This window comes from Ensifer sp. NM-2 (assembly GCF_003024455.1).
Taxonomy (GTDB): Bacteria; Pseudomonadota; Alphaproteobacteria; order Rhizobiales; family Rhizobiaceae; genus Ensifer; species Ensifer canadensis.
Window position 1 is genome coordinate 34,159 of record NZ_PVZR01000024.1, and the last position, 22,692, is coordinate 56,850.

Sequence of the window (22,692 nt, forward strand, 5' to 3'; positions counted from 1 at the left end):
CCTGCACTGAAACCACCGGTCGGAATTCCGGTGGACTAGCCAAGCAGATCTGAGCCAACAGGTGGCTATCTCAGTGGCGTGGATCGAGGAGGCGTCCTTAGGACGGGGGGCCGAAGCGTCGAGCTCCGCATTCCCGAGCTTTGGACCGGCAGCTATTTTCCAAGTTTCCTGGAGCCGCGCCACATGGCCAGAAGGCTCTGAACGCTGGGATCCAGAAGCCTGTATCCAGGGGTCTCGACCCGGTCTATCGATGACCTGGTCACGGCGATAGGAAGGATTGACACAAAGGACGCCTACGACATCTACTACGGCATCCGCAACTATCCAAACGGGATTGAGGCGCTCGCGGAAGCATGCCGATCGGTGCTTCAGGAAAAGAGTGGCGCCCAAGGCTACCATTATATCTTAGAGCGGTTCCCTGACTGACTGAATCGACGGGCTTTGCAAATCAGGCCGGTTCTGATTCAAGCTATCTGCCGATGGAGGTCGGCAGATATGTCGAAAGGCCTTTCCGTTGATCTTCGCACCCGTGTGCTTGCCGCCGTTTCCGCCGGCGCATCCCATCGAGAAGCCGCCAAGCGTTTCGGCGTAAGCGCCGCGAGCGTGAGCCGTTGGCGAAACCTGCAAATCCGGCAGGGCAACGTGCAACCCGGCCCACTCGGTGGCGACCGCAATTCCCGCAAGACCGAGGCCCACGCCGATCTGATCATGGCCTGGCTTACGGATCAACGGGACGGCACCTTGTTCGAACTTCGCGACGCTCTCGCCGCCCAGGGCATCACGGTCAGCAAGTCGGCCCTGCATCGTTTCCTTGGCCTACGCAATACGGGAATGGTCGCGCCTCTGGTCATCGACGGACCGATCAATGGCGAATGGTTCGAGGCATATGTTGGCCAGGTGCTCGTCCCGACATTGAAGCCGGGCGATGTCGTTATCTTCGACAACCTTTCCAGCCACAAACGACCCGCGGCACGCGCGATGATCGAGGCTGCTGGTGCACGAATGATGTTCCTCCCGCCATACAGCCCAGACTTCAACCCTATCGAGAAGCCTTCTCCAAATTGAACTACTGCGAAAGGCGGCCGAGCGAACTGTGACCGGACTGTGGGACAGGATCGGAAAAACTGATCGACTTCATCGAGCCCCACGAAGCTCGATCGTGCGGATACGATCCAATATGAAAGGGAAACGCTCTAGTACTACAGTTGCATTTCATGCTTCATTTTGTAGTGGGCGCTCATTGCGGCGGCTTGATGCTTTCGACGCCAGAGTGACCATGCGAGAACGAAGGTCGTCCTCATCGGCGGTCGCAGTAGGAGCCGTGTGATCAGATAGCGGATCTCTGCGACGCTTGGTAGAAGCGCAAGTTTGTCGGTCAGGCGGCGATTGGCGGGTTTGGACTCGTTTCGTTCGGTTTGCCACCGGCGCTGCGGCGCAGGTCGGAGCCCAACTTGGCGAGGAAGGCTGCAGCCGCCATGACGAGCGTCATATGCCGGTGCCAGGCATGCCAGGAACGCGCCTCGCAGTGATCGAGGCCGAGATCATCCTTGGCGCGCTGGAAGCACTCCTCGACGGTCCACCGCAGTCCAGCAGCACCCGCCAACTCGCAAAGCTCGGCGCCGGCAGGCGCAAAGACAAAATAATAGGCGAGCGCGTCGGGTTCGCGCCTGCTGCGGCGGATCAAGAGCCAACGCTCCCATTGTGCGTCCGCTCGATAGCCGAGGGGAATGCGGGCCCAGTCATAGAGCCTCAGGCCTTTGGCGCCTTCGCCTGCAGCATGGCTCGACCAAGCTTCTGGGTTCAGCTCCGCGACCATCGTTTCGGGGTCGGTTTGCTCGATTCCTTGGTCGCGCGCAAAGCGCAGGCAATGATTGGAGCGAACTGCCAGAACATAAGGCTGACCCCTTTCTTCCAGCATCCTACGGAGCCGCGAATCCGAACCATATAGCGCATCAGCCAGCACCCAGGCACATGGCACGCCGCCATCGAGTGCCGCTGCGATCAGATCGCAGGCAATCTCTGGCTTGGTGGCAAAGCGCTGCTCTTGCGGGATCTGTGCTGACGTGCGGCGCGCCTCGTCGTCAGCCCAGACTTTCGGCAGGTACAGCCGCCGGTCGATCAGGGTTTGGCCGTGGCGGCTTGCATAGGCGAGGAAGACGCCCACCTGGCAGTTCTCAACCCGGCCGGCCGTGCCGGAATATTGTCGCGCCACCCCAACCGAATGCTCCCCCTTCTTCAGGAACCCGGTTTCGTCTACAACCAGAACGCCGTCCGCATCTCCGATGGCCTCTACCGCGTAGCCCCGAACGACATCGCGCAAAGCGTCGGCATCCCAATGGCTGCGCCCCAGTAGCGACTGCATCCGATAAGGCCGCTCAAGCCCAGCCTGCTCGGCCATCAACCAGCCGGTCTTGCGCTCCACCCCCGACAGCAAGCCATCAAGAAAGGCACCACTCGATACCCGTAACTCGCGCCGATGAAAAACCGACCCGAGCCGCTCTTTCAATGCATCGAGCTCGTGTTGCCATGCCAGCACCGAGCCAGACCAGCTTGCGACGGACATGCAATTCCCTCCAGCTAAATGCCAAGAGTGAATCATGATTTCAGATCAAACGCAACTGTAGTACTAGCTAGACTGGTTCAATTACATCGAGATGTTCCACAACCCGAAACGAAAGATAGGAACGGATCGCTGTCACCACCTTCCGTTTGAGAAGCGCCAGGAAATCCAACCCGAGGAGGTGCTTGAACCTAATCACATTCCTATCGGCCGCGGCGTTGGGGTGGGCGATTCATGATCTGTCGCCGACTTGTTTTGGCACTTTCATCCTGCTCTTGGGTTCGCTGCTGCAAGTCGTGACCTTCCGTGGGGAGGTCTTGGGTACGTTGCCTCCCCTCCGTGGACCGGTACGTTTTCGCAAGCTGACCCTCAAACGTCTTTAGATTTCTACTAGTGACGGGGTCCGGCTTCCGAACTTCGTCGTCCGGAACATAGATACCGATAGCGGTATCGTCCTCCCTCCAGTCATTTCCTGCAATGGTATTGGTGGGCGGGACCACATCTTCAAGCCACGAGCAGACCACCGTAGGGCCGGCGCCGCGACTCGAGTGTCCGCTTACAGCCGCTAGGTCCTCTCTCAACTGCGGCTCGGGATCTGTTTCCGGCTCCCAAGACGCTACAACGTTCCCCGGGATGTTGGCTTGAGACACCTGCAGGTTGTGATAAGCGTCCAACGCGTCTAGATCTCCTGTCTCGGTTAGATATTGGACAGAGGGTACGAGAGGAACCAGATTGCTTCGATTCATGGTGTCGTGGTATTCCGCAGTCTCGCGTCCAGCAGGCAGAATGAACGACTTTTGCTCTGCATCCAAATGTTTGAACCGATTGTTCTGAAACGCTGTGAGAACTGAATAATTTCCAGCTTTTCCTCCGCTGTTGCCGTTTCGGCCGAAAATATCCTTTTCAGGGACCGACGCTCGGTTGAGAGGTTCGTTGTTGGCCGCCATAATGCCGCGCATCATCTCGCCGCTCACGAGAGTATTTTCATCCCGACGCACAAGGAAACTTGGAAGCTCCCCAGGCTTGGGCTGAGGTCTGTCTGCAATGGAGGAATCGATGGCGTATCTGCCAAGCATTTTTGAGAAATGCTCAGGGTTGTTGAGGCGCGCTGTTCCTGGAGAAAAAAATGAGGACCCATTTAGAGACAAAAAAAGAACGTTGTAGTTTCTAAGATTACCTGCGGTGGATTCTAAATTCCCGTTTAGATCTTTATTCTGAAAAGCTTTTGAAAATTGCTCGTAGCTTATCAGGAAGTCCTTGTTCACCTGAACCGCTACCTTTGGCAGGTCATTTCTGGCATAAGTCCCCGCCAAAGTCGCATATTTTACCGACGCCGCATCCTTTACATATCGTGTATTGTACTTTTTATTGTAGGCCGCAGGCGTAACAAAACAGTCATCCCGCCCTTTGAGGAAGACATTCGCTTCCTTGCATCTCTCAATCCAAAAATTGAGATTATGCCGCTCGTGCTCCAGATGCGGCTGTATCCACAAGAACTGGCCAGGCTTGTAACGAACCATCATCTGCATGCTGAGAACCCGGTGCTTCTTGTCTAATACGTTCACGGGCATGTTTCTCAGTTGCTCGTCGTACCGGTAAGAGTTTTCACCCATGGGAAGAAGCGCAGCTTTCGAGTCAGTATCTGTAACCGCGCGCCCCATATGATGCTTGAATGCTGACAAACCGTACAATCTCGGCGTTCTAAAATTGACCGTCTCGGGGTCGAGCATGAGAGGCTCATCGAAGTGGAGCGATTCGGGGAAAAGCCCTTGTTCCTTCCGCTTCCAGTCAACCGCTGGTTCATCGTTCGTTTCCGTCAGGCGGACATATCTTCTCCCGTTCCGCGACCGTTCCGCCTGCTCAGCATCGTAAGGAACCATCCGCTTTTCGAAGTAAGGAGTTGGAGGCTGGTACTCCAGCGAGCTTAACTCGCTCGCCGTCTCGAATGCCGAATCTCGCTCGACCGCTGCTTGTTGTACCAAGGCATTCACTTCATCCCAGAAACTGTTGTTGTCATCGTTATCCAACTCGAACCCATCATCTACATCAACGCGATCGCCCGAAGGTTCTGCGGCTAAACGCTGCCTCTTTGAAGCATCGTGCTCTTGCCCCTCTAATGAGATCTTGCTCTTCTCGAGCATTTTGCTTTTGTCCGGCAGGCTGACTTCGCGCAGGGCAAAAGGCTCCTGCTTGACAACCGCCGGAGGCTCCTCGTCGCCATATTCCGTTTCCGCGATCACGCTTTCGTCGTCGCGGTTTTCCAATGGGTCATCTGAAGAACGCCCCCCCACACCGGAAGGCGAAATTGTTCCCGGGATATGCTCATCGCCTCCGTATTCCGTTTCAGCGATAATGCTTCCATCGTCTGGGATCTCGGAAGCAGCACCCGTCTTGGTACGCTCCTGCGAGGTCGCAGGCGACGGGCGGGGACTGAATTGCTGAGCGAGGGGTGTCATCGGAATAACGTCTGAAGAACGAAGCCGCTTAATCGGCCCCTCTTGCCCGTTATCTTCTGCCTTCCGCTTTAAATCTACCATGTCTGTCTCTATTCGGTTGCATCAGGAAAATACAACGGATCGACGCCACTCTCCCCCATAGAAGATATCGAAATTTCAGATGTAACGAGAAACTGTCAAATCTAATGTGCGGCGCAGCTGAACGATCAGGCGATCAGGCGGCGTTCTGTTTCTGTTCAGCCGGTGGATTGTCGATCACCGCTTTTCCGCCTCTAAAGGGCACGCCTATTAACAACATCGGAATTCGATTGGCCCGAGGGTGCAGTTCCAAGATCTCTCCGCCTCCATCAGCTTGAAGGCCAGGCCGAGGGAGGCTGAACGGGATAGAGCGTTGCTGCAGCGATGAAGCATTCGATGCGCGTCGGGCTTTGACAGGTTTGACTATGTCTTCCTGGCCTGGCTTCGGGATAGTGACCGAGCGTCCACATGCCATCATATGGTTGAGATGAGTACAATCGATGGAGCGTTTGTCTGTTGAGCCGGAAAGTATCAGGCGCTGCAGGCGCGATCCGATTTGTGGATGACGCCACTTTGATCCTTCGACAGTTCCTGCAGCCTACGGTCGGCTAAATCAAGGCAGTGTTGGCTCTCTGGCTGAGCAGTAACCACATACCAAGCTCCGTTAATTCCGATCTCATTGGCAGATCCCGGATAGAAACAGGCGGAGGGCAGCGGCCACCAGCTGCGCATCGTGCGAGAGATCGAGTGGCGGTGGGCGCGAGAGTTGCCCTCGCCCGTTCCACGGTCCCAGGGCCTGCAATTGCAATTCTGTATGGCTGCATGTGCGAGGTTCTTTGCTTTTGGAATTTGAAATGCGCCTGCACGCTATTGCGGACGGAGCGTCCGTCACTTCCTATTTCGACGCTGAAGCTCCGCTTAGCGGCTCTGGAACGGGCTGGATGTGAAGCCGATCGCGGCCCGACATGGAGTCCCCTTGCACTTGCTCAGACAGGCGCGCGTTGTCCCGCTGACGGATGTCGTCGGCCGCCTCTTCAATATCAAACTCTGCATATCCCAGCGCTCGCAAGCCTTCAGCTCCCATCAGATAGGCAGATTCGACCGTCTCTCGGATCTGATAGTCTACACCGGCGCGGATCAGTTCAACCGCATGTCCGCGGTCGTAGCTGCGTACAAGTATCCTGGCTTGCGGAAATTCGTGCTGCGCCAGCTCCACGATGTGCGTTGCGGCTTTGGGGTCATTGATGCAGATCATCAGTGCATTGGCGGAACCCGCACCCGATTGGCGCAGCGTGTCGAGGCGGGTGCCATCGCCATAAAAAACCTTGAACCCAAATCGTTGTGCCTCGCGGATACGGTCGGGGTTCATATCGATCACGGAGAGCTTAACACCTTTGGACAGCGGTATCTGCGAGGCAATCTGCCCGAAGCGACCAAAACCGATGACAAGCATCTGACCTTTTAAATCGCGGGCAGCGTCAACGCCATCCATCGACGCTTCCGTATGCAGCAGACGGTCTGTCGCGATCATGAGCAGGGGTGTCACAGCCATGGATAGGATCACCACCGTTGTGAACAGCGCATTTTCCCGCGCATCAATCACACCACCCGTTGTCGCGGCCGCATAAAGCACAAAAGCAAACTCCCCTCCCTGCAGAAACATGGAGGTTCGGTGCAATGCTTGCTGGTTGGAACCACCGAATAAGCGCGCTGCCGCATAGACCACGGCGCCTTTTGCAACGGTGAACGCGATCAGCATGGTAACCAGAAGCCACCACTCAGCCGCGACGACGGAAAGGTTGAGAGACATGCCGACGGCTAGGAAAAACAGCCCCATAAGCAGACCACGAAATGGCTCAATGTCGCTCTCGATTTGGTGCCGGTAGCTCGAACTCGACAGCATCACCCCGGCGAGAAATGCGCCCATCGCCATGGACAGACCAGCGATTTCCATCAGCAGCGCAGAACCCAGAACAACGAGCAGAGCGCCTGCCGTCATCACTTCGCGTGTCCGCGCTCGCGCCAGGAGTGCGAAGAACGGGTTCAGTCCCCAGCGCGCCACCCCAAGGAGCATCAGCAGCGCAGCAATCGCCACCACAATGTCCATCCACTCGGATCGTCCGTGTGCTAGTGGCGACAGTAATGCGACCACTGCCAACAGCGGAACAATCATTAAATCCTCGAGCAGGAGGATTGCGACCGAATTCTGGCCTTCGACGCTCGAAATCTCACCGCGGTCCTGCAGGACCGACATGATGACGGCAGTCGAAGAAAGGACGAAGCCTGCTCCGGCAATGAAAGCCACCGGGTTGGGCAGGTCGAAGATCACTTTGCCTGTCAGCGTGAGGGCGGCAATGGCGGCGGCGACTTGTGCAAGGCCAAGGCCGAAGATCTGGCCGCGCATCGCCCATAACTTGTGCGGACGTAGTTCCAGTCCAATCACGAAAAGGAACATCACCACCCCAAGCTCTGAGAAATGCAGAATGGACTGGGCATTGGTGAACAACCCAAGCACCGATGGACCCACAACCACGCCAGCGGCGAAGTAACCCAAGACCGATCCAAGGCCGAAACGCCGGAACAACGGCACTGCTACAACCGCCGCCCCCATCAAAACGATTGCAGGTCCAATCGTCTGCCCCAACCCTGCTTCAGCCATCAAGTCGCCCTTCTGGTCTCATGTGCCTCAACGACCGAACGACGGTCAATAAAGGCCTCTTGTTGCCGCACTCACGGCTCCGTGACAAAAACGTTCGGGAAGATCGCCTCACCAGTACGACTGCCATCGCGAATTGCGCGCCTGCCCTCGGCTAGGCGCACCCTCTGTCTCGGTCTCACCTACACGCTTCCCGACCAACACCGCGCAAGTTATTTGAAGCTATGCCTTGATTGCCATCTGGCGACCGATCTCTATGGGGAGGTTAACTTGTTTGTACAGTCGCGATTGCGGCGGCGATCTGTCGATAGGAATATCGACGTTACGCCTTGGTACCGTCGCAAATATAAGTCGGATAGTCTTTCAAACTGCGAAACTGTGTCGCAAAATGTGGAACGGATTACATCTCCTGATTGCTGCAATGCAGGTAGCGACGAGCGTTGACTGGACAAGCTCGTTGTCATGATTTGGCCGCAGCAAGTGGCCGACCGGAAGCCATCGTCATGCAGTCGAGCGCCGTTGAAGCGTGCCCGTAGTATCGAGTTGGCGGTCTAGCTAGTCGTCCAACTGGTCCACTTCCACTCACAGGTTGATGTTGAAATGGAGCTGCTGCATGCCCTCCATCCTAAGACCGCTCGGGAAAGCGTCCCCTGCCCAAACTTTGCTATCTTGCGCATACTTTTCGCCAAGGCCAGGCGCAAATGCTCCAAGCTGTCGTTCCGCGTTCAGCGACACAGCTTCGCGCCGAGGCGCACTATCGCTTCGTACATGGAGATGACATTTAACGCGTCCGTCACCGAAGGCAGCAAAGAAAGTACTCATGACCTTCGCCGTAACTGCGGGTGTCTACGCTCGGTCTCCGACGCAATCGGCGAAAGTCGCCAACAGCCGTTTGGCAACATCCTTACATGCGCGACCACCTCGTCCGAATCCACCAGGCCACCTTCTTGAGTAACTCTTCGGCGCACAGTGGCCTACTCTCGGCTCGTGCGCTTGCCGTTAGCTTCGCCTTTCCATTGGGCAAGGCCATTGCCGGTGGCAAGATCAAGACCGACAAGATTGTCGCGATGGTGTTGGCGCATCGGCTGCGGGCCGACCGCGCCCGTAGCCGGAGGAACGCGCCATGCCTTCCCAAATCGCTGCTTGCGGTACCTCTTCTGGCCGCGGCCACATCAGCCCATGTCCGACCGGCATCGGCGTTACATATATTGGAGAACAACATGCCCGATATCGTCTACCCGCACACCGAACGCGTCGACGTTGCCGAGGAGCATTTCGGCCAGGCGATCATCGACCCCTATCGGTGGCTCGAAAACAGCGCCGCCGTTGATGCGCGCGTAGCCGCCTGGATCCAAGCGCAAAACGAGATTACGCGCGCCTACCTGGAGACCCTGCCCGGCCGCGACCTGCTGCGGCAGCGCATGGGCGAACTGCTCGATTACGCCCGCTTCACCGCCCCGGTAAAACGCGGTGGCCGCTATTTCTTCACTCTCCACGAGGGGCCGAAAAACCAGCCATCGCTCTATATGCGCGACAGCGTCGATGGCGAGAACTGCCTGCTGATGGACCCCAATTCCTGGTCCGAAGATGGCGCTGACGCACTAGGCGAATGGGAGGCATCCGATGACGGTCGGCTAGTCGCCTTCGGCGTTCAAACCGGCGGCGAGGACTGGCGTAGAATCAAGGTGCTGGAGGTCGAAGACGGCAAGGTCCTGGACGACGAGATCCGTTGGGCACGGTTCACCAGGATCGCCTGGGCACCGGATGGCACCGGCTTCTTCTATTCGCGCTTTCCGGAGCCCGAAGCAGGCAAGGCGGCAATCGCCGGCGTCGCCAACCAGGCGGTCTACTTCCACCGGCTCGGCACGTCTCAGGCCAACGACCGGCTGATCTACTCCACGCCGGATCGCCCGCATTTATTGCACATGGCCGACCGCCTTGCGAACGGCCGCTATCTGCATATCATTTCGACGCCGGGGTCCAACGAGGCCGCTTTAACCGTCGTAGATCTGGGATCCAAACACTGGACACCACGCACCATTGTTCCCGACCTTAAGTCCGAATGGACCGTCTTCGGCAACGACGGAACCAGGCTCATTCTGACCACCACCTATGGCGCTGAATGCCGCCGCGTGGTTTCGCTTGACCTTGCCGAAACCGAACCGCAACCTACCGAGATCGTTGCCGAAGCGGAGGGGAAGGCGGTACTCAACGATGCGGCCATTCTCGGCGGCCGACTTCTAGTTGCCTATCTGCGGGATGCCAAAACCGAGATCCGCCGTTTCACATTGGATGGGAAGGAAGACGGGATTGTCGAGCTGCCCGGTATCGGCTCCGCCGGCGGCTTTCGCGGCAACCAGGAAGAGGACGAAGCCTTCTTCGTTTTCACCAGTCTCAACGCGCCGACCTCGATCTATCGCTACGACGTCGCAACGGGCACTGTGACCCCCTGGGCGGAGCCCCTGGTGCCGGTCGACGTTGAGAGGTTTGTCGTTGAGCAACGCTTCTACCGCTCGAAGGACGATACCAAAGTGCCGATTTTCGTCATGCGCCGTAAAGACGTGGCGTCTCCGGCCCCCACCTTGCTTTACGGATATGGTGGTTTCGGCATCAGCCAAATCCCCTGTTACAATCCGCTGCAACTGGCATGGGTGGAACAGGGTGGTGTGCTTGCGGTCGCCAATATCCGCGGCGGCGGCGAATACGGCCGCGCGTGGCATCGCGCTGGCAAGCTGGAGAACAAGCAGAACGCCTTCGATGATTTCATCGCCGCCGGCGAGTTTCTGAAACAGGCCGGCATCGCATTGCATGACGGTCTTGCGATTCAGGGCGAATCGGGTGGCGGCCTGCTCGTCGGCGCCGTCACTAACCAGCGGCCCGAACTCTTCGACGTGGCGCTCCCTGGTGTCGGCGTCATGGACATGCTGCGCTATGAAAAGTTTACTGGCGGAATGCTGTGGGCGGGCGAATTTGGCAGCCCGGCGGAAGAGGCTCATTTCCATAACCTGATGAGCTATTCTCCCTATCACACCATCAAGCCCGGTCGGAACTATCCCGCCATCCTCGCCACCACCGCCGATGCCGACGACCGCGTCGTCCCCGCCCACACCTTCAAATATGTCGCGGCTCTGCAGGCGGCGGACCTCGGACCGAGACCGCATCTGGTGCGCATTGAAACACGCGCCGGCCATGGTGCCGGTATGCCACTGGACAAGGTCATCGCCCATCATGCCGATATGTGGGCTTTCGCTGCCTATTGGACCGGGCTCAAAATCACGTCTACCCGGTAGGGCCGATCGCACCTATCTATCCATGATCGGCTGCAGCCACTGCTCACGTTAAGCTGAGGGCACGTGGAAGCAATACTTGAAAAGGTAACCCACGGTAACGTCCGCGTGGTCGAGCATTGGATCCAACCTTCTGTGATTGAGTGGCGCGTTCGGGCCTCCACCAGAGCCGGAATGGACAACGGGCTTGGGGCGCCACTTTCAGCTCAGCCGCGCCTTACTGACGCCTGACAATGCTTGCATTGCTTGCGTTCCCGCCTGCTCGCACCTAGTTGCTTAGCAACCGATGTCTTGGGTTCGTGATGTCGAATGGCGTATCCTGGGCGGCGACATTCCTGAAACGTTAAGGACAGCTATGTGTCAGAATTCATCGACGACGAAATCTAAGCTCAACAGCTCTGGCCCAGTTTTGGCACGTGAGAGGGAGGTCGCCAAAACCGAGGCAATCAACGCACTACTCACCCGGCCCATCGCTATTCTTCCAGCTAAAGTTGGTGATCCAGTTCGACCGTTTGCGCTCGGGCTCTGGAGTGAAATCCGGCCTCTCCTGAAACCGGAAATCAGCGTGTCGACGCTGCGCAAGGCGCTGGCAACCTATGTTCACTCCAGGAGCTATCGGATCGCGACCGCACGACCCGGTTCTGTCCGCCATGACATCAACGCCGAGCCGGTGGAACCTGTCTCGGACGCCGACCGGTTAGACGCTCAGCAGAAGTACGAGAGCTTCAAGGCGCGCGAGGGACCACGTAGTCCAAAGTTGGCCGCTCCTCTTTCCACCCCGACGTCGAAGACAGAGGCAATCCGCGTCACCCTCCTCCGGCGGAAGGATAACCCGCGCTAGACCGATGGTTTAGCTCTCGGACAGCCGCCGAAGCGGTGATCACCTTGGCATTCGTCCGTCGAGACGGTTCGTCATGACGGTCAAAAGGTCAGCTGCGGCATCGACCAGGATCTCAAGACCGTAAAATCGAGAGCCGAAAACGTTGGGCCAACCTAGACTGCCCGCGGCCAGCTACGCTGGCTCGCAGCGTCATGCGACCGGCTGGATCCGTTTGAGATGCGCAACGCCAACTGCCTCGACCCTGGTAATAAGGTCTTCCGTCCGCTGCACCAACCAGTCCAGCGTTTCCTTGGAGATCTCATAGTGCGGCGAATATCGGGCTTTGACGTAGGCCTCGTTGATGATGTTGAACCAATCGACGAAGCGCTGTTGGTCCTCAAGCCACACACCGCCTCCACGGCACCCGTGACCTGCCGCCGGTCTGAAGGCGAGAGCCGGCACGCCACGAGTTGCTGAATGCGCACTATAGCAAGTCCGAGCAGAACGACGCTCGCGGCACTGCTCAGATGGTTAGTGTCGGATTTTCGGCGGCGATGTCACGTTGTATGATCAACAACAGTGAATGCTCTTGAACGGACACGAACCTACGACCCACCAGTTTTAGAGCGAGCAGGACGACCGAACTTCCGGCAGCAATGCTTGCGGCTCCAAATTCAAACTAACCAGTAGATGCAGCGGGTACGGCCGTCGTCGCGAGGCAGTGCTTTGCCGTGAAAAGATAGACCGATTGCTCTCTGAGACAACGCACGGCGCCAGGTCTTGCCAGTGCTATCCCAGGGCATTGTCGAGGAGTCCGCAATGCGGAGGCCTTCGATCCCATAGACTTTCAGTTCACCGTCAAAGACCGACATGCTGTCCCACCGAATCTTTGCGTCAGGGCGCGTTGTAGACCGCGTCAAGGTTTGCTGTCGCTAGCCGGCAGCTATGTAGTCGTAAAGGCGCCACCGATAATACTGCTGAACGTGGCGATCGCTTCACTCTCGTCGCAATCGCCACGCAATCGGGCTGCCGCGATTGCTTCACCAGCGCCAACCAAGCCGATGCAGCGTCTTGTCAATTCGTCGGGCCCCAGCGTGCTGTGCGGCGCCAGCACTGAGACGAACATCGCGACACTATTTGCCAGCAATTCCTGGAACACGGCCGCCTTCTCCTCGCTGCCAGTCAGCGCTGCTCCGACCGCATGGAATTCGCCGTCTATGTCGGCGGCACATTGAATATAGGCTGCGGCGAGCAGATCGACGGTTTCCGTCGCGCGGCGCACGCTCCCGGTTGTCGCCTCGCGAAAGGCATTGACCTTCTCCGTGTCGATCCAGCGATAAAGGGCGATCAGAAGCTCGGATTTGGTCTCGAAATGATCGTAGGCAACGGGCTTGGACACCCCGGCGCGGGCTGCAAGGTGTCCCAGGGTCAGCCGGTCGGCGCCCTCTTCGCGGACAATCAAAAGGGCGGTGTCGAGCAACTGCCGGCGCCGGTCGGCGCGCGGCAGCCTTTTCGCCGCCGTTGCGTGATCCGTCGTCTCGCCGCTCCGATGCATTTAAGCCTCGCCTGTTGCCAATCCTACCAAAAGTAGGTTATGAATGCTCCGCCTACTAATAGTAACTTACGAACTAATAGAAGGAAAGAACCTATGTCCGTAAATCCTATCCTGATGATGGGTGGCTCCGGCGCAATCGGCCGCCTGAGCGCTCAAATGCTACGCAACCTGCATCAAGACGCACCATTTCTGATCGCCGGCCGGAACATCGAAAAGGCGCAAGCGGTGGCCAAAGAGCTTGGCAATGCCGAAGCCGTGCAATTGGACCTCGGCGCCGATGATCTCGGATTGGGCAGTCGCCAGGTTGGCGCCGTCGCTGTCTTCTATTCGGACGAAAGCCTCGCCGGGCTTCGCTTTGCCAATTCACGTGCCCTGCCCCATCTCGGCATTTCGTCCGGTGTCTTCGAGATCGCACCCGAAATTGCAACGTTCATGCACAAGCCGGACGCGGGGGCTGTCGTTCTCGGCTACGAATGGCTCGTCGGCGCCACGACGGTTCCCACGCTCGAACTCGCGAAAAAATTCGATCGCATCGACGAGATTAAGATCGGAGCTTTGGTAGATGAAGAGGATGGCGGCGGACCCGCCGTGGCGGAAGATTTCGAACGCCTGTCCAAGATGATGTCCGCAGCACTGACGCGTCGCGATGGCGCCTATATCTGGCGTGATGGCGACGATGCCCAGGCGCTGTTTCATGCGATTGACGGCACCGAGATCAAAGCCTCCGGCTTTTCTTCGATCGACGTCGCGGGGTTGGCAACGGCCACCGGCGCGAAGAACGTCCAGTTCGATCTTGCAACGGGCGTCAGTTCGACCCGTCGCCGTCGCGAACCGAAATCGACCGAGATTATCATCGAACTGTCCGGCAACGATCATAATGGTCAGCCGCTACGGACGCGACATGCGGTCTTTCACCCAGGAGGAGCGGCACCTCTGACGGCGATGGGCGTGACGATGATCCTCGAGCGCCTCACCGGACTTGACGGTCGAGCGCCTGCTCCACCCGGTCTTTATTTTCCGTATCAGTTGATCAAGCCGGGCACGTATCTGCATCGGTTGGAAGCAGCTGGGGGCGGCGTACTGGACCTCTCCTAAGGGCGATGTCACGTTGTATGATCAACAGCAGTGAAATGCTCTTGTCGGTAAACTCAGGCAATTGCAGCGGTCACGGCATTCCACTGCGCCATGGCGCGGATACGATGAATATGGATGGCCAAGGCCGAGTGCTTCTGGTGCGGCGGGACGAAAAATTTCGGACTGCTGAAAAGACCGAGATGAAACGTTGCAAGCCTCCAACGGATCGGAAGCCCTGCATCATCCGCTCACGTTTTCGAAGCGGCACGTGAGAATTCTCGGCGCGATTGTTCAGCCCTTTGTGCGATCGATGTTCGACGCCGGGCATTACGTCCCGTTTTCCCGCGCCGTATGAGCGCAGTTTGTCGGTGATGATGCGCTTCGGCGACAGACCCTGTTTCTTCAGCAGCCTGACCAGCAAGCGCCTGGCAGCCTTGGTATCGCGGCGCGTCTGAACGATCTCGTCGAGAACGTAGCCGTCCTGGTCGACCGCACGCCAAAGCCAATGTTTTCGGCCGCCTATGGAAATCACGACCTCGTCCAGATGCCAGATGTCCTTCCTCGACGGCTTCTTTCTGCGCAACTGTTTCGCATAAGCCGCCCCGAATTTGCGGCCCCATCGCCGGATCGTTTCGTAAGAGACGACGATGCCGCGCTCCAGCAACATTTCCTCGACCAGCCGCAGGCTCAAAGGGAACCGGAAATACAGCCACACCGCATGTGAGATGATCTGCCGTGGAAAGCGGTGGTTCTTATAACTGATTGTCGTCGAGCTCATCCGCGCCAAATTACCGGTCAACCGTTAAGCTGCAGACAACGTGACATCGCCTTTTCGGCCGGTACCGGTGATGATTTATTGCGATGAGGGCAGTGCATCCCTTTGGATCGCAACTACCTATCAAGTCACCTCAGTAAATCGGCTCAAGCTTTTGACAAAGCTGTCATATATGCCATCGTTGCCTGCTTCCTTGTCCAATTCACGCTGCATGCGAAGCCGAACGACGCGCGGATCTGCAAGGCGTCGATGGTGCTCCCGCATCGCCGCGTTCACTGCCAGACGGAAGAGGTTGGGGCTGAGCGGTTGGATCGCAAAGCGATAGATCCTGCCACTGTTTATAAGTTTGATGATCGTGTCGCTTTGTGGTGTGGACGTCATAACGACAACTGTGATAGCAGGATCGATGCGTGCGACTTCCGACAGCATTTCCGTCATATCGACACCATCAACTTCGGCATTCGTGACGATAACGCCTATCTGCTCCTGGATAATGATCTTGATTGCGTCTTTAGCAGTCGAGGCGGAATGGACCCTATAATCATAGGTGAACATTTCAACAACCTCTTGGCGGTCGCTGTCGCATCCTTCGATGGTAAGCAATTGCGATGCGATGCTGAACTGTGGCTCTGAACTGTTGCTTTGCCAGATCGGAGCAACATTCTTTCGCACGGTCCGTGAGCTGCGTGCAGTTTCCACCGCGCTGGCGATCACGTTCCGGAGCTCGGATTGATCCCAGGGCTTATTGATGAAACGATACACTTCTCCTTCATTGACCGCCCCAATGATGGCGACGAGGTCGCTGTAGCCGGTCAATAGTATGCGCACAGTTTCTGGCCAACGCTCGCGCACCTGCGCCAGCAATTGAATGCCGGTACATTCAGGCATGCGTTGGTCGCTTGCGATGACGTCAACGGAGATTGTTTCGAGAATAGCAAGAGCTTCACGCGCGCTCAATGCCGTGTGAACATCATACTCGTTGCGGAATATCATCTTCAAAAGACGAACGACACGTTCTTCATCATCTACAAAAAGCAGGACCGGCTTATCATTCATGTTCGTTTTACCTCGGATTGATCATCACACCGCAACTCGCGTGACCAGCGCGCTTTAGGCATCTTGCAGAAGCTTTCTGTCCGCATTTGTTGATTCCGTATGGGATGTCGCTTCAAAAAACTTGTCGTCTTGCCTGGGCAGCGTGATGGTGAACATTGCACCCTTACCTGGCTTCGAATTTACGGTGATCGTTCCGCCGTGGTTTTCGATGATCCGATAACAGATGGACAACCCCATGCCGGTCCCTTTGCCAACGGCTTTGGTGGTATAGAAGGGATCGAAAATCTTGTTGAGTTGCTCTTCGGTCATGCCAGGACCGTCATCGCAGATATCGATCTCAACGGTGTCGGAGGACGTAACACGCGTCCGCAAGGTCAGCGTGCCCCGTTTGCCTGTTTCCGCCAACGCGTCTGCGGCATTTACGATCAAGTTCAGGAACACTTGCCTTAGCTGCGATGGTGACCCCATGATCAATGGTACCGAATCGAACTCTTTTCGGATGTCGGCAACGTATTTTAGCTGCGGGCGAGCGATCAACAATGCGCTTTCAATGCCTTCTTCCACCGAGAGACTTTCGATATGCCCCTTATCCAGTCGGCTGAAATTCTTCATCGTCCGCACGAGCGTCGTCATTTCTTCGATACCGTGCAGACCGTCATCCAGGAGCATCTCCATCTCCTCACGTTTTTCACGCAGCGTTTCTTCGTCATCTCCGGTTTGGCCTCGGACGGCTAGCTCCGGTTCGGAAATAAGGCGCTCCTTGATGACCTCGAAAACGGCCTTCACATAGGCGAGCGGTGTATTTATTTCATGCGTAATGCCCGCCACCATCTGGCCCAATGCTGTTAGCTTTGCCGATTGTAGAAGTCGCTCTTCAACGTCATGGTTGGCCTGTTGCAACATCCTATTATCCTTATCGAGTTTTATAAAATGCAGCCTAAAAATAATTGCTAAAGTAATAAGTGATAATGTCAGTAAGCTGCAAACAACGCCCACCATGTACCAGAGCATCGTGTGGCGGCCGGAGCGTTGATCTTCTAGAATTTGTAGCTTTTGTTGTATCTGATCAGCAACCGGGTCGGTTGGCACTGCACTGAGCATGAGGATCAGGTCGTTGCCGCGCTGTCGTTCCTGTACTGCAACTTCAACCTGCACAAGAAACCGAGCTGCCGAACTCTGCAGTTCCGGTGATACAGACTGGCTGGCTTTACGTGCAGCCGAGATACGGGTGCTGACGGTATCGCGCAGAAGCGGTGTAGGCGACGCGGAAAAGCTCACCAAGCCAGTGATAACCTCGGTGACGAGATCCGCCATACGCTTGCCAGTCACCGGTAACGCGACAAGAGCATCGGGATGGCCAAACGATTCCGCGACAGCATCCGGAAGCACACCCATAGAATTGCGGAGCATGGCGTAGCTGGCCTTAATCTGTTCGGACAGCTTATCCTTTCGTTTCACAGTCCCGACATATGTCTCGAAGTCAGCCTTCAACGGCATCAGGCTCTTTTCAGCGCCCAGAATATCCTGGAGTTCCTGGAGGCGATCTTTAAGATCGTTTGCGGTGGTGGTGACCGCGTCATAGTTTCGTGCGGCTCCAAGCTGCAGCGAAAGAATTTCTGCGTCCCATTGTGCCTCGATATCGCGCATCCGCTCGAATTTCTCACGGAAAGTCGGCAGAGAGTTTTGGGGAGCCTGCAATAGCCAAACCAACCCGGTGAGGCCTGCCGACAAGAAGAAGATGAGGATGAGACATGCGATCCGGGCAGCTTTCGAGGAAGCAAAGTCTCTGATCGAGGAATTCTTCAAGATCCGTTCTTTCCTATTGGCTCGTCGCGCTTTTCGTTTCCGCAATCATAGATCATCCAGGGATATGCCCTGATATTCTCCAGTCAGCGATTTTAGAAACTCTGCAAGTTTAGCGGTGTCGTCGTCCGTAAGCGTTCGTCCGAGCTGACGCGCAGCCATTACCCCGATTGCCTCCTCAAGCGTGGCTGCCGAGCCATCGTGGAAGTAAGGGGCGGTATGGGCGACATTTCGCAGTGTAGGAACGCGAAAAACAGGGCGTTCGTTAGAGATACCAGTGTCTACGGCCGAACCTGGGACATTTGCTCCCTTGCCCGCTGACGCCGGGTTCCCGAATATACCAAAAGCCTGAAGCATATTGCCGCCTACGTTCACGCCCTGATGGCAGGAAACGCAGCCGTAATCCTTGAACATTCGGTAGCCCGCTTTTGCATCCGGGCCAATCGCATCGTTGTCGCCGCGTAGATAGCGGTCGAAGGGAGCATTTGGTGTATTCAGCGACCGCTCGAAACTTACAAGCGCATCAACGACACTGACCTGCTCCATTCCATTTGGATAGATCGCCTTGAATTCTTCGACCAGCACGGAGTCCTGCCTGAGCCCGGCCATGACGTCGTTCCAATGCGCAGCCATGGAGGTTTTGGATTCCACGACGCGATGAGCCTGCTGCTCGAGCGAGGTGATATTGCCGCTCCAGTTCAGCTTCGAATTGAGATCAACATTGAAGAGCGTCGGTGTATTGACCACGCCGGGATTTCGCGGCACGCCACGCGAACGCGGCAAACCGTCCGCCCTGCCGAGATGGGGCATATGGCAGCTCGAGCAGGATAGGCCATTGCCTGCCGAAAGCCTGCTGTCGTTGAAAAGCCGTCGGCCCAAAGTCACTTTGCGCTCGTCCAGCTTGGTTTCGAGCGGCACGGGAGTGATTGGTTCATTGGCCAATAGCGCGTCTGCCGCGGCAATTGGTGCTCCCAAAAATATGCCGACGGCAAAGATGGACAAAGCGCTGCCCAACAAGAATAGACGACGCATTACAAAGGTTGCCCGGGCGCATTTCAGGCGTTCATCCGAAAGAGGTTGTTTCGCAGGACATTGCGCGTCGAAGATGCTTATCACAGGAGCTGCGCCTCTTTCTGCTTGGATTGTGATGTCGGGTTGTTCTTCGACACTGTTATGCGCCAATCCGGGCGGAGGCAATTATGCGCCAGTGTTATAGCCCCATGCTGAAAATGACAATTTGCAGAGCTCGAAACCCCCTTATTCTAGGGCTGAAACGTTTGTATGCGGTCCATGGCTGAACTGGATTCCAAATGCGGCGCGCCTCAGACAAGAGAAACATCTTGCGATCGTGCCAAGTTCTGAAGTCAGTCGACATCCTTGGCTGTTCAACAGGGAGCGGTCATGTTTTCAAGAGTTTCGGAGCGGAGGATGCTCACTGTGCGTGGCCTGCTGCTTGCTGGCTGGCTTGTGCTGATCGCATCATTATTCTGGGATCCGTTTTCGATTGCTCTTACTGACCCAGGCACACTAGGCAGTCCTTTTCGGGTGGACGATCAAGCCGTGCAGGTTCAGCTGCAAGAGCTGGTGGCGACACCCTACGCCATGGGAACACGTATCTTCTGGACGATGCTCGTGCCAATCGTCCCCCTGTTTTTGATGGTTTTTGGACACGAAGCCTGGCGCCGGATATGTCCGCTTTCGCTTGCCTCCCAGATTCCAGGCTACCTTGGGCTGAGACGGTTTCGTAGCAAATTAGAGCGCCGCACGGGTCTGATTACCCGAAAGATACCTCTGATAACCCCTTCAAGCTGGATCGCGCGCAATAGCTGGTACATCCAGTTCGCAATGCTGTTTACCGGCGTGACGATGCGCCTGCTCATCATCAATACGGACCGCACCGCGCTCGCAATCGCCTTCCTGACGGTCATCGGTCTTGCGATGCTTACGGGAGTGCTCTGGGGCGGCAAGACCTGGTGCAACTATTTCTGCCCCGCAAATGTCGTTCAGAAGATTTATACGGAGCCAGGCGGCATCCTGGAAAGCCAGCCACACTACTCCCGGCCGGCGGTGCCTCAGTCCATGTGTCGCAAGCCGACCCCAAAGGGTGACGTCAGCGCCTGCGTCGCATGCACCGCCAATTGCGGTGATATTGATCTGCAGAGATCCTATTGGAACGGCGTTCTCGACCCTCAGCGACGCAACGTCTACTATATGTTTTTGGGCCTAATTTTCGGGTTTTACGGATTCTATTATCTTTATTCCGGAAACTGGGATTACTATTTTTCAGGCATCTGGACCCATGAAGACGGTGCAGTCCAGAAAATCCTTGCGCCGGGCCTTTTCATCTTCGGCTACCCGGTCAACATCCCCAAACTCGTCAGTGCGCCGGTGGTGCTCGCTGTTTTCTGTGCGACGTCGCTTGGGCTCGGGCGAGGTCTGGAAATGCTGTACCGGCGCTACTGCAGTCGAAAGGAGAACATCACGGAAAAGCTCGTTGTCCACCACTGCCTGTGCATCGCGGCATGGGCTTCGATCAATGCGTTCTACCTGTTTGGCGGCCGTCCCAATATCCTTCTTTTCCCCGACCTTGGCGCACGGGTTGTCGATATCGCGATCGTCGCGCTGACGACGATCTGGCTGCGCCTCGCGTTGCAGCAAAGCCCGGTGCGCTACCAGCAGGAAAGCATGGCTTCCAATCTTCTCGGCGAGCTCAAAAGGATGAAGGTCAATGTCAGCAAGTTTCTCGAGGGCCGCAAGCTCGAAAACCTGAAAGCCGACGAAATCTACCTTCTCACGAAAGTCCTTCCTGGGTTTTCCCAGCAGCAGAAGCTCGATGCCTATCGCAACATTCTCGAAGAGGCTGTCGTCAACGGCACAACCGCGAGTTCGTCATCGTTGAAGCTCCTCCAGGATTTGCGCGCGCAGATGAACATCTCCGAAGAAGAGCACGAAAAGACTCTCGAGCAGTTAGGGTTCTCGAACACCGCCGTGATTGGGATGTCAGGTCTGACTGACCATGAAAAACAAGAGATGCTCGGTCACTACAGGGTTCTGCTCAACAGTGCTGTCGTGGCGCGTCTCGAAAAGGGTGTATCCCTGCAGGATGTTCTCAAAGAGGCTAGCTTCCAGTCGACGGTTCAGGTCTTGCGCCAGAGCCTGCAGATCACCGATTATGACCATCAAGCCGTTCTTTTGGAGTTGTCATCGCAGGCAACAGTCGTTTCCACAACCATGGAGCAGACGTTCGAGGCGTTAAACCGGCAGAAGTCGCTGCGACTTTGCATTGAGTCCGCCGTGATCTCCGATCCCCTCGGGACGACACTTCTCGATCTACTGCACAATTCCATGGATGCGCATGAGCAGGAGATCCGCATCAAGGCCTTGTCGATCTTGAAGGACTTCGGTCCTGAGCCGGAATATCTGGCCTACGCTGAAAATCTGGCTTCGCTGTGTGGTCACGATCTTACCCTCATTTTGCGACAGACCATTCCCGGAAACCCCGCAATGCGCTGGCGAGAGGCATTCCATCCCAAGATCGTTGCTATCCTCATGGGAGACGCAAAAGCAGATATCGAGGATGCGGCGTCACCTTTGCCCAAGCGCTGGACGCACCGCAAGGCGGTTATCGCCAGTCTCGATACTGCGAGCAACCTGAAGCATCTGCTTGAGTTCCAGGAACCTGTGATCAAGGCGATAGGCCTTATGGTGTTTGGTTACATTGACCAGAAGGCCGCCCGTAACACCGCTGAGCAACTGCTTGACGAACTACACACCGATGAGCATCCGCTGCTCGTCGCGGCAATCCAATATATGGCCGGAATATCCGAGGTAAAACAAACCACGTCGGACGATGTTTTGTTGCGCGCCACTGTCCGGGTTCCCGGACGGAAAGATGAAGTCTTCACATCTGCGAAAAGCCAAATCACAATCGGGCGAGCTCTCGACAACGATATTTCGCCCAATCACCCCGATGTGTGGACTTATCATGCTACAGTCACCGTACGCGCGGGCGTGCTTCGCTTGGCCCGCCTCGATGAAGGCGCCGTGTATGTGGATGGCAGGCAGATTGTCGAAGAATCTGTCGTTCTGAAAAAGCGAAGCGTTATAAAGTTGGGCAGTCTTGCCGACGACGCGCCGCAGATAGAAATCAATTACGAAGACAATTTCGACAAGGACAACGCGCTGGTGGTTCATCCTGTCCTGCGCCTGGCCATGCTCGCGCGCAACGCACACCTGGCCACCTTGCCACTCGAAGATCTCGCTCGCATCGCCTTGCAATGCCGCGTTGAACGTTATGTCAAGAACTGCAGGCTCGAGACAACGGCAGATGTGGATTTCTATTTCCTTGTTCTGCGTGGGCAAGTCAGACTCTTTGATCCCAAGCGCATGGATTTTGTTCCAGACGTCGCATTCGGTCCCGGAGACCTTGTCAATGCGGACCTGGCCGATACCACCTCGTCGTTCGTGCCGGAAGTGATGAGCGACTTCGCAACTATATTGCTGACGCCGCCAACGCCCGAAGTCATCGCAGCAGCGTCGAGGCAAAAACTCATAGCGGTCGGCAAATCTTTCGAAATGACCGACAAAGTGTCAGCTCCAAAGGTCCGGCCGCCGACTAAAGGCCAATACTGA

12 protein-coding genes and 4 pseudogenes are annotated in these 22,692 nt (G+C 56.5%); 6 read left to right on the forward strand and 10 right to left on the reverse strand.

The window, feature by feature from the left end:
• Positions 1-81 precede the first annotated feature (81 nt).
• A pseudogene (locus tag C6558_RS41115) lies at positions 82-273 on the forward strand (transposase); the annotation flags it as partial.
• 222 nt (positions 274-495) lie between these two features.
• Positions 496-1,181, forward strand: a pseudogene (locus tag C6558_RS32005) (transposase).
• Positions 1,182-1,375: 194 nt separating this feature from the next.
• Here C6558_RS32005 and C6558_RS32010 read toward each other — a convergent pair.
• The 3 genes from C6558_RS32010 to C6558_RS32020 form a co-directional block, all read right to left on the reverse strand.
• Positions 1,376-2,563, reverse strand: a complete 1,188-nt coding sequence (locus tag C6558_RS32010) for an IS701 family transposase (RefSeq protein WP_107028174.1) — start codon at positions 2,561-2,563, stop codon at positions 1,376-1,378.
• A gap of 200 nt (positions 2,564-2,763) precedes the next feature.
• Positions 2,764-5,097, reverse strand: a complete 2,334-nt coding sequence (locus C6558_RS32015) for a hypothetical protein (protein ID WP_107028175.1) — start codon at positions 5,095-5,097, stop codon at positions 2,764-2,766.
• Between the two features lie 832 nt (positions 5,098-5,929).
• Positions 5,930-7,693: a monovalent cation:proton antiporter-2 (CPA2) family protein gene (locus C6558_RS32020; RefSeq protein WP_107028176.1), complete on the reverse strand. Its 1,764-nt coding sequence runs from the start codon at positions 7,691-7,693 to the stop codon at positions 5,930-5,932.
• Positions 7,694-8,910: 1,217 nt separating this feature from the next.
• Between C6558_RS32020 and C6558_RS32030 the strand changes: the two genes are divergently transcribed.
• Together C6558_RS32030 and C6558_RS32035 are read left to right on the forward strand one after the other, a co-directional pair.
• A complete protein-coding gene (locus C6558_RS32030) occupies positions 8,911-10,980 on the forward strand; it encodes a prolyl oligopeptidase family protein (RefSeq protein ID WP_107028223.1) in 2,070 nt (689 codons plus the stop codon).
• A gap of 283 nt (positions 10,981-11,263) precedes the next feature.
• The gene (locus C6558_RS32035; RefSeq protein ID WP_371412317.1) at positions 11,264-11,818 is read left to right on the forward strand and encodes a ProQ/FINO family protein; all 555 of its coding nucleotides are present in this window, start codon (positions 11,264-11,266) and stop codon (positions 11,816-11,818) included.
• 189 nt (positions 11,819-12,007) lie between these two features.
• On the opposite strand, the gene C6558_RS32040 is transcribed toward C6558_RS32035, so the two are convergent.
• From C6558_RS32040 to C6558_RS32050, 3 genes and pseudogenes are all read right to left on the reverse strand, one after another.
• On the reverse strand, positions 12,008-12,205 hold the full coding sequence (locus C6558_RS32040; protein WP_107028179.1) for a hypothetical protein: 198 nt from the start codon (positions 12,203-12,205) through the stop codon (positions 12,008-12,010).
• Between the two features lie 351 nt (positions 12,206-12,556).
• Positions 12,557-12,690: pseudogene (locus tag C6558_RS41790) on the reverse strand (GMC oxidoreductase); the annotation flags it as partial.
• A 50-nt stretch (positions 12,691-12,740) separates the two neighbouring features.
• On the reverse strand, positions 12,741-13,352 hold the full coding sequence (locus C6558_RS32050) for a TetR/AcrR family transcriptional regulator (RefSeq protein WP_199197080.1): 612 nt from the start codon (positions 13,350-13,352) through the stop codon (positions 12,741-12,743).
• Positions 13,353-13,445: 93 nt separating this feature from the next.
• Here C6558_RS32050 and C6558_RS32055 point away from each other — a divergent pair, with 93 nt between their 5' ends.
• Positions 13,446-14,447 (forward strand): saccharopine dehydrogenase, encoded by a 1,002-nt coding sequence (locus C6558_RS32055; RefSeq protein WP_107028181.1) that lies wholly within the window; start codon positions 13,446-13,448, stop codon positions 14,445-14,447.
• Positions 14,448-14,500: 53 nt separating this feature from the next.
• Here C6558_RS32055 and C6558_RS32060 read toward each other — a convergent pair.
• The 4 genes and pseudogenes from C6558_RS32060 to C6558_RS32075 all read right to left on the reverse strand — a co-directional run bounded on the left by C6558_RS32060 (position 14,501) and on the right by C6558_RS32075 (position 19,176).
• A pseudogene (locus C6558_RS32060) lies at positions 14,501-15,204 on the reverse strand (IS6 family transposase).
• Between the two features lie 120 nt (positions 15,205-15,324).
• Positions 15,325-16,257, reverse strand: coding sequence for a response regulator (locus C6558_RS32065; protein WP_107028182.1), 933 nt, complete (start codon positions 16,255-16,257; stop codon positions 15,325-15,327).
• Positions 16,258-16,311: 54 nt separating this feature from the next.
• Entirely contained in the window at positions 16,312-18,063 is a 1,752-nt protein-coding gene (locus tag C6558_RS32070; protein WP_107028183.1) for an ATP-binding protein, read from the reverse strand.
• Between the two features lie 45 nt (positions 18,064-18,108).
• Positions 18,109-19,176 carry a cytochrome-c peroxidase gene (locus tag C6558_RS32075; RefSeq protein ID WP_146160928.1) on the reverse strand — a complete coding sequence of 356 codons (1,068 nt, stop codon included), beginning with the start codon at positions 19,174-19,176 and terminating at the stop codon, positions 18,109-18,111.
• A 312-nt stretch (positions 19,177-19,488) separates the two neighbouring features.
• Here C6558_RS32075 and C6558_RS32080 point away from each other — a divergent pair, with 312 nt between their 5' ends.
• Positions 19,489-22,692 (forward strand): FHA domain-containing protein, encoded by a 3,204-nt coding sequence (locus tag C6558_RS32080; RefSeq protein ID WP_158268974.1) that lies wholly within the window; start codon positions 19,489-19,491, stop codon positions 22,690-22,692.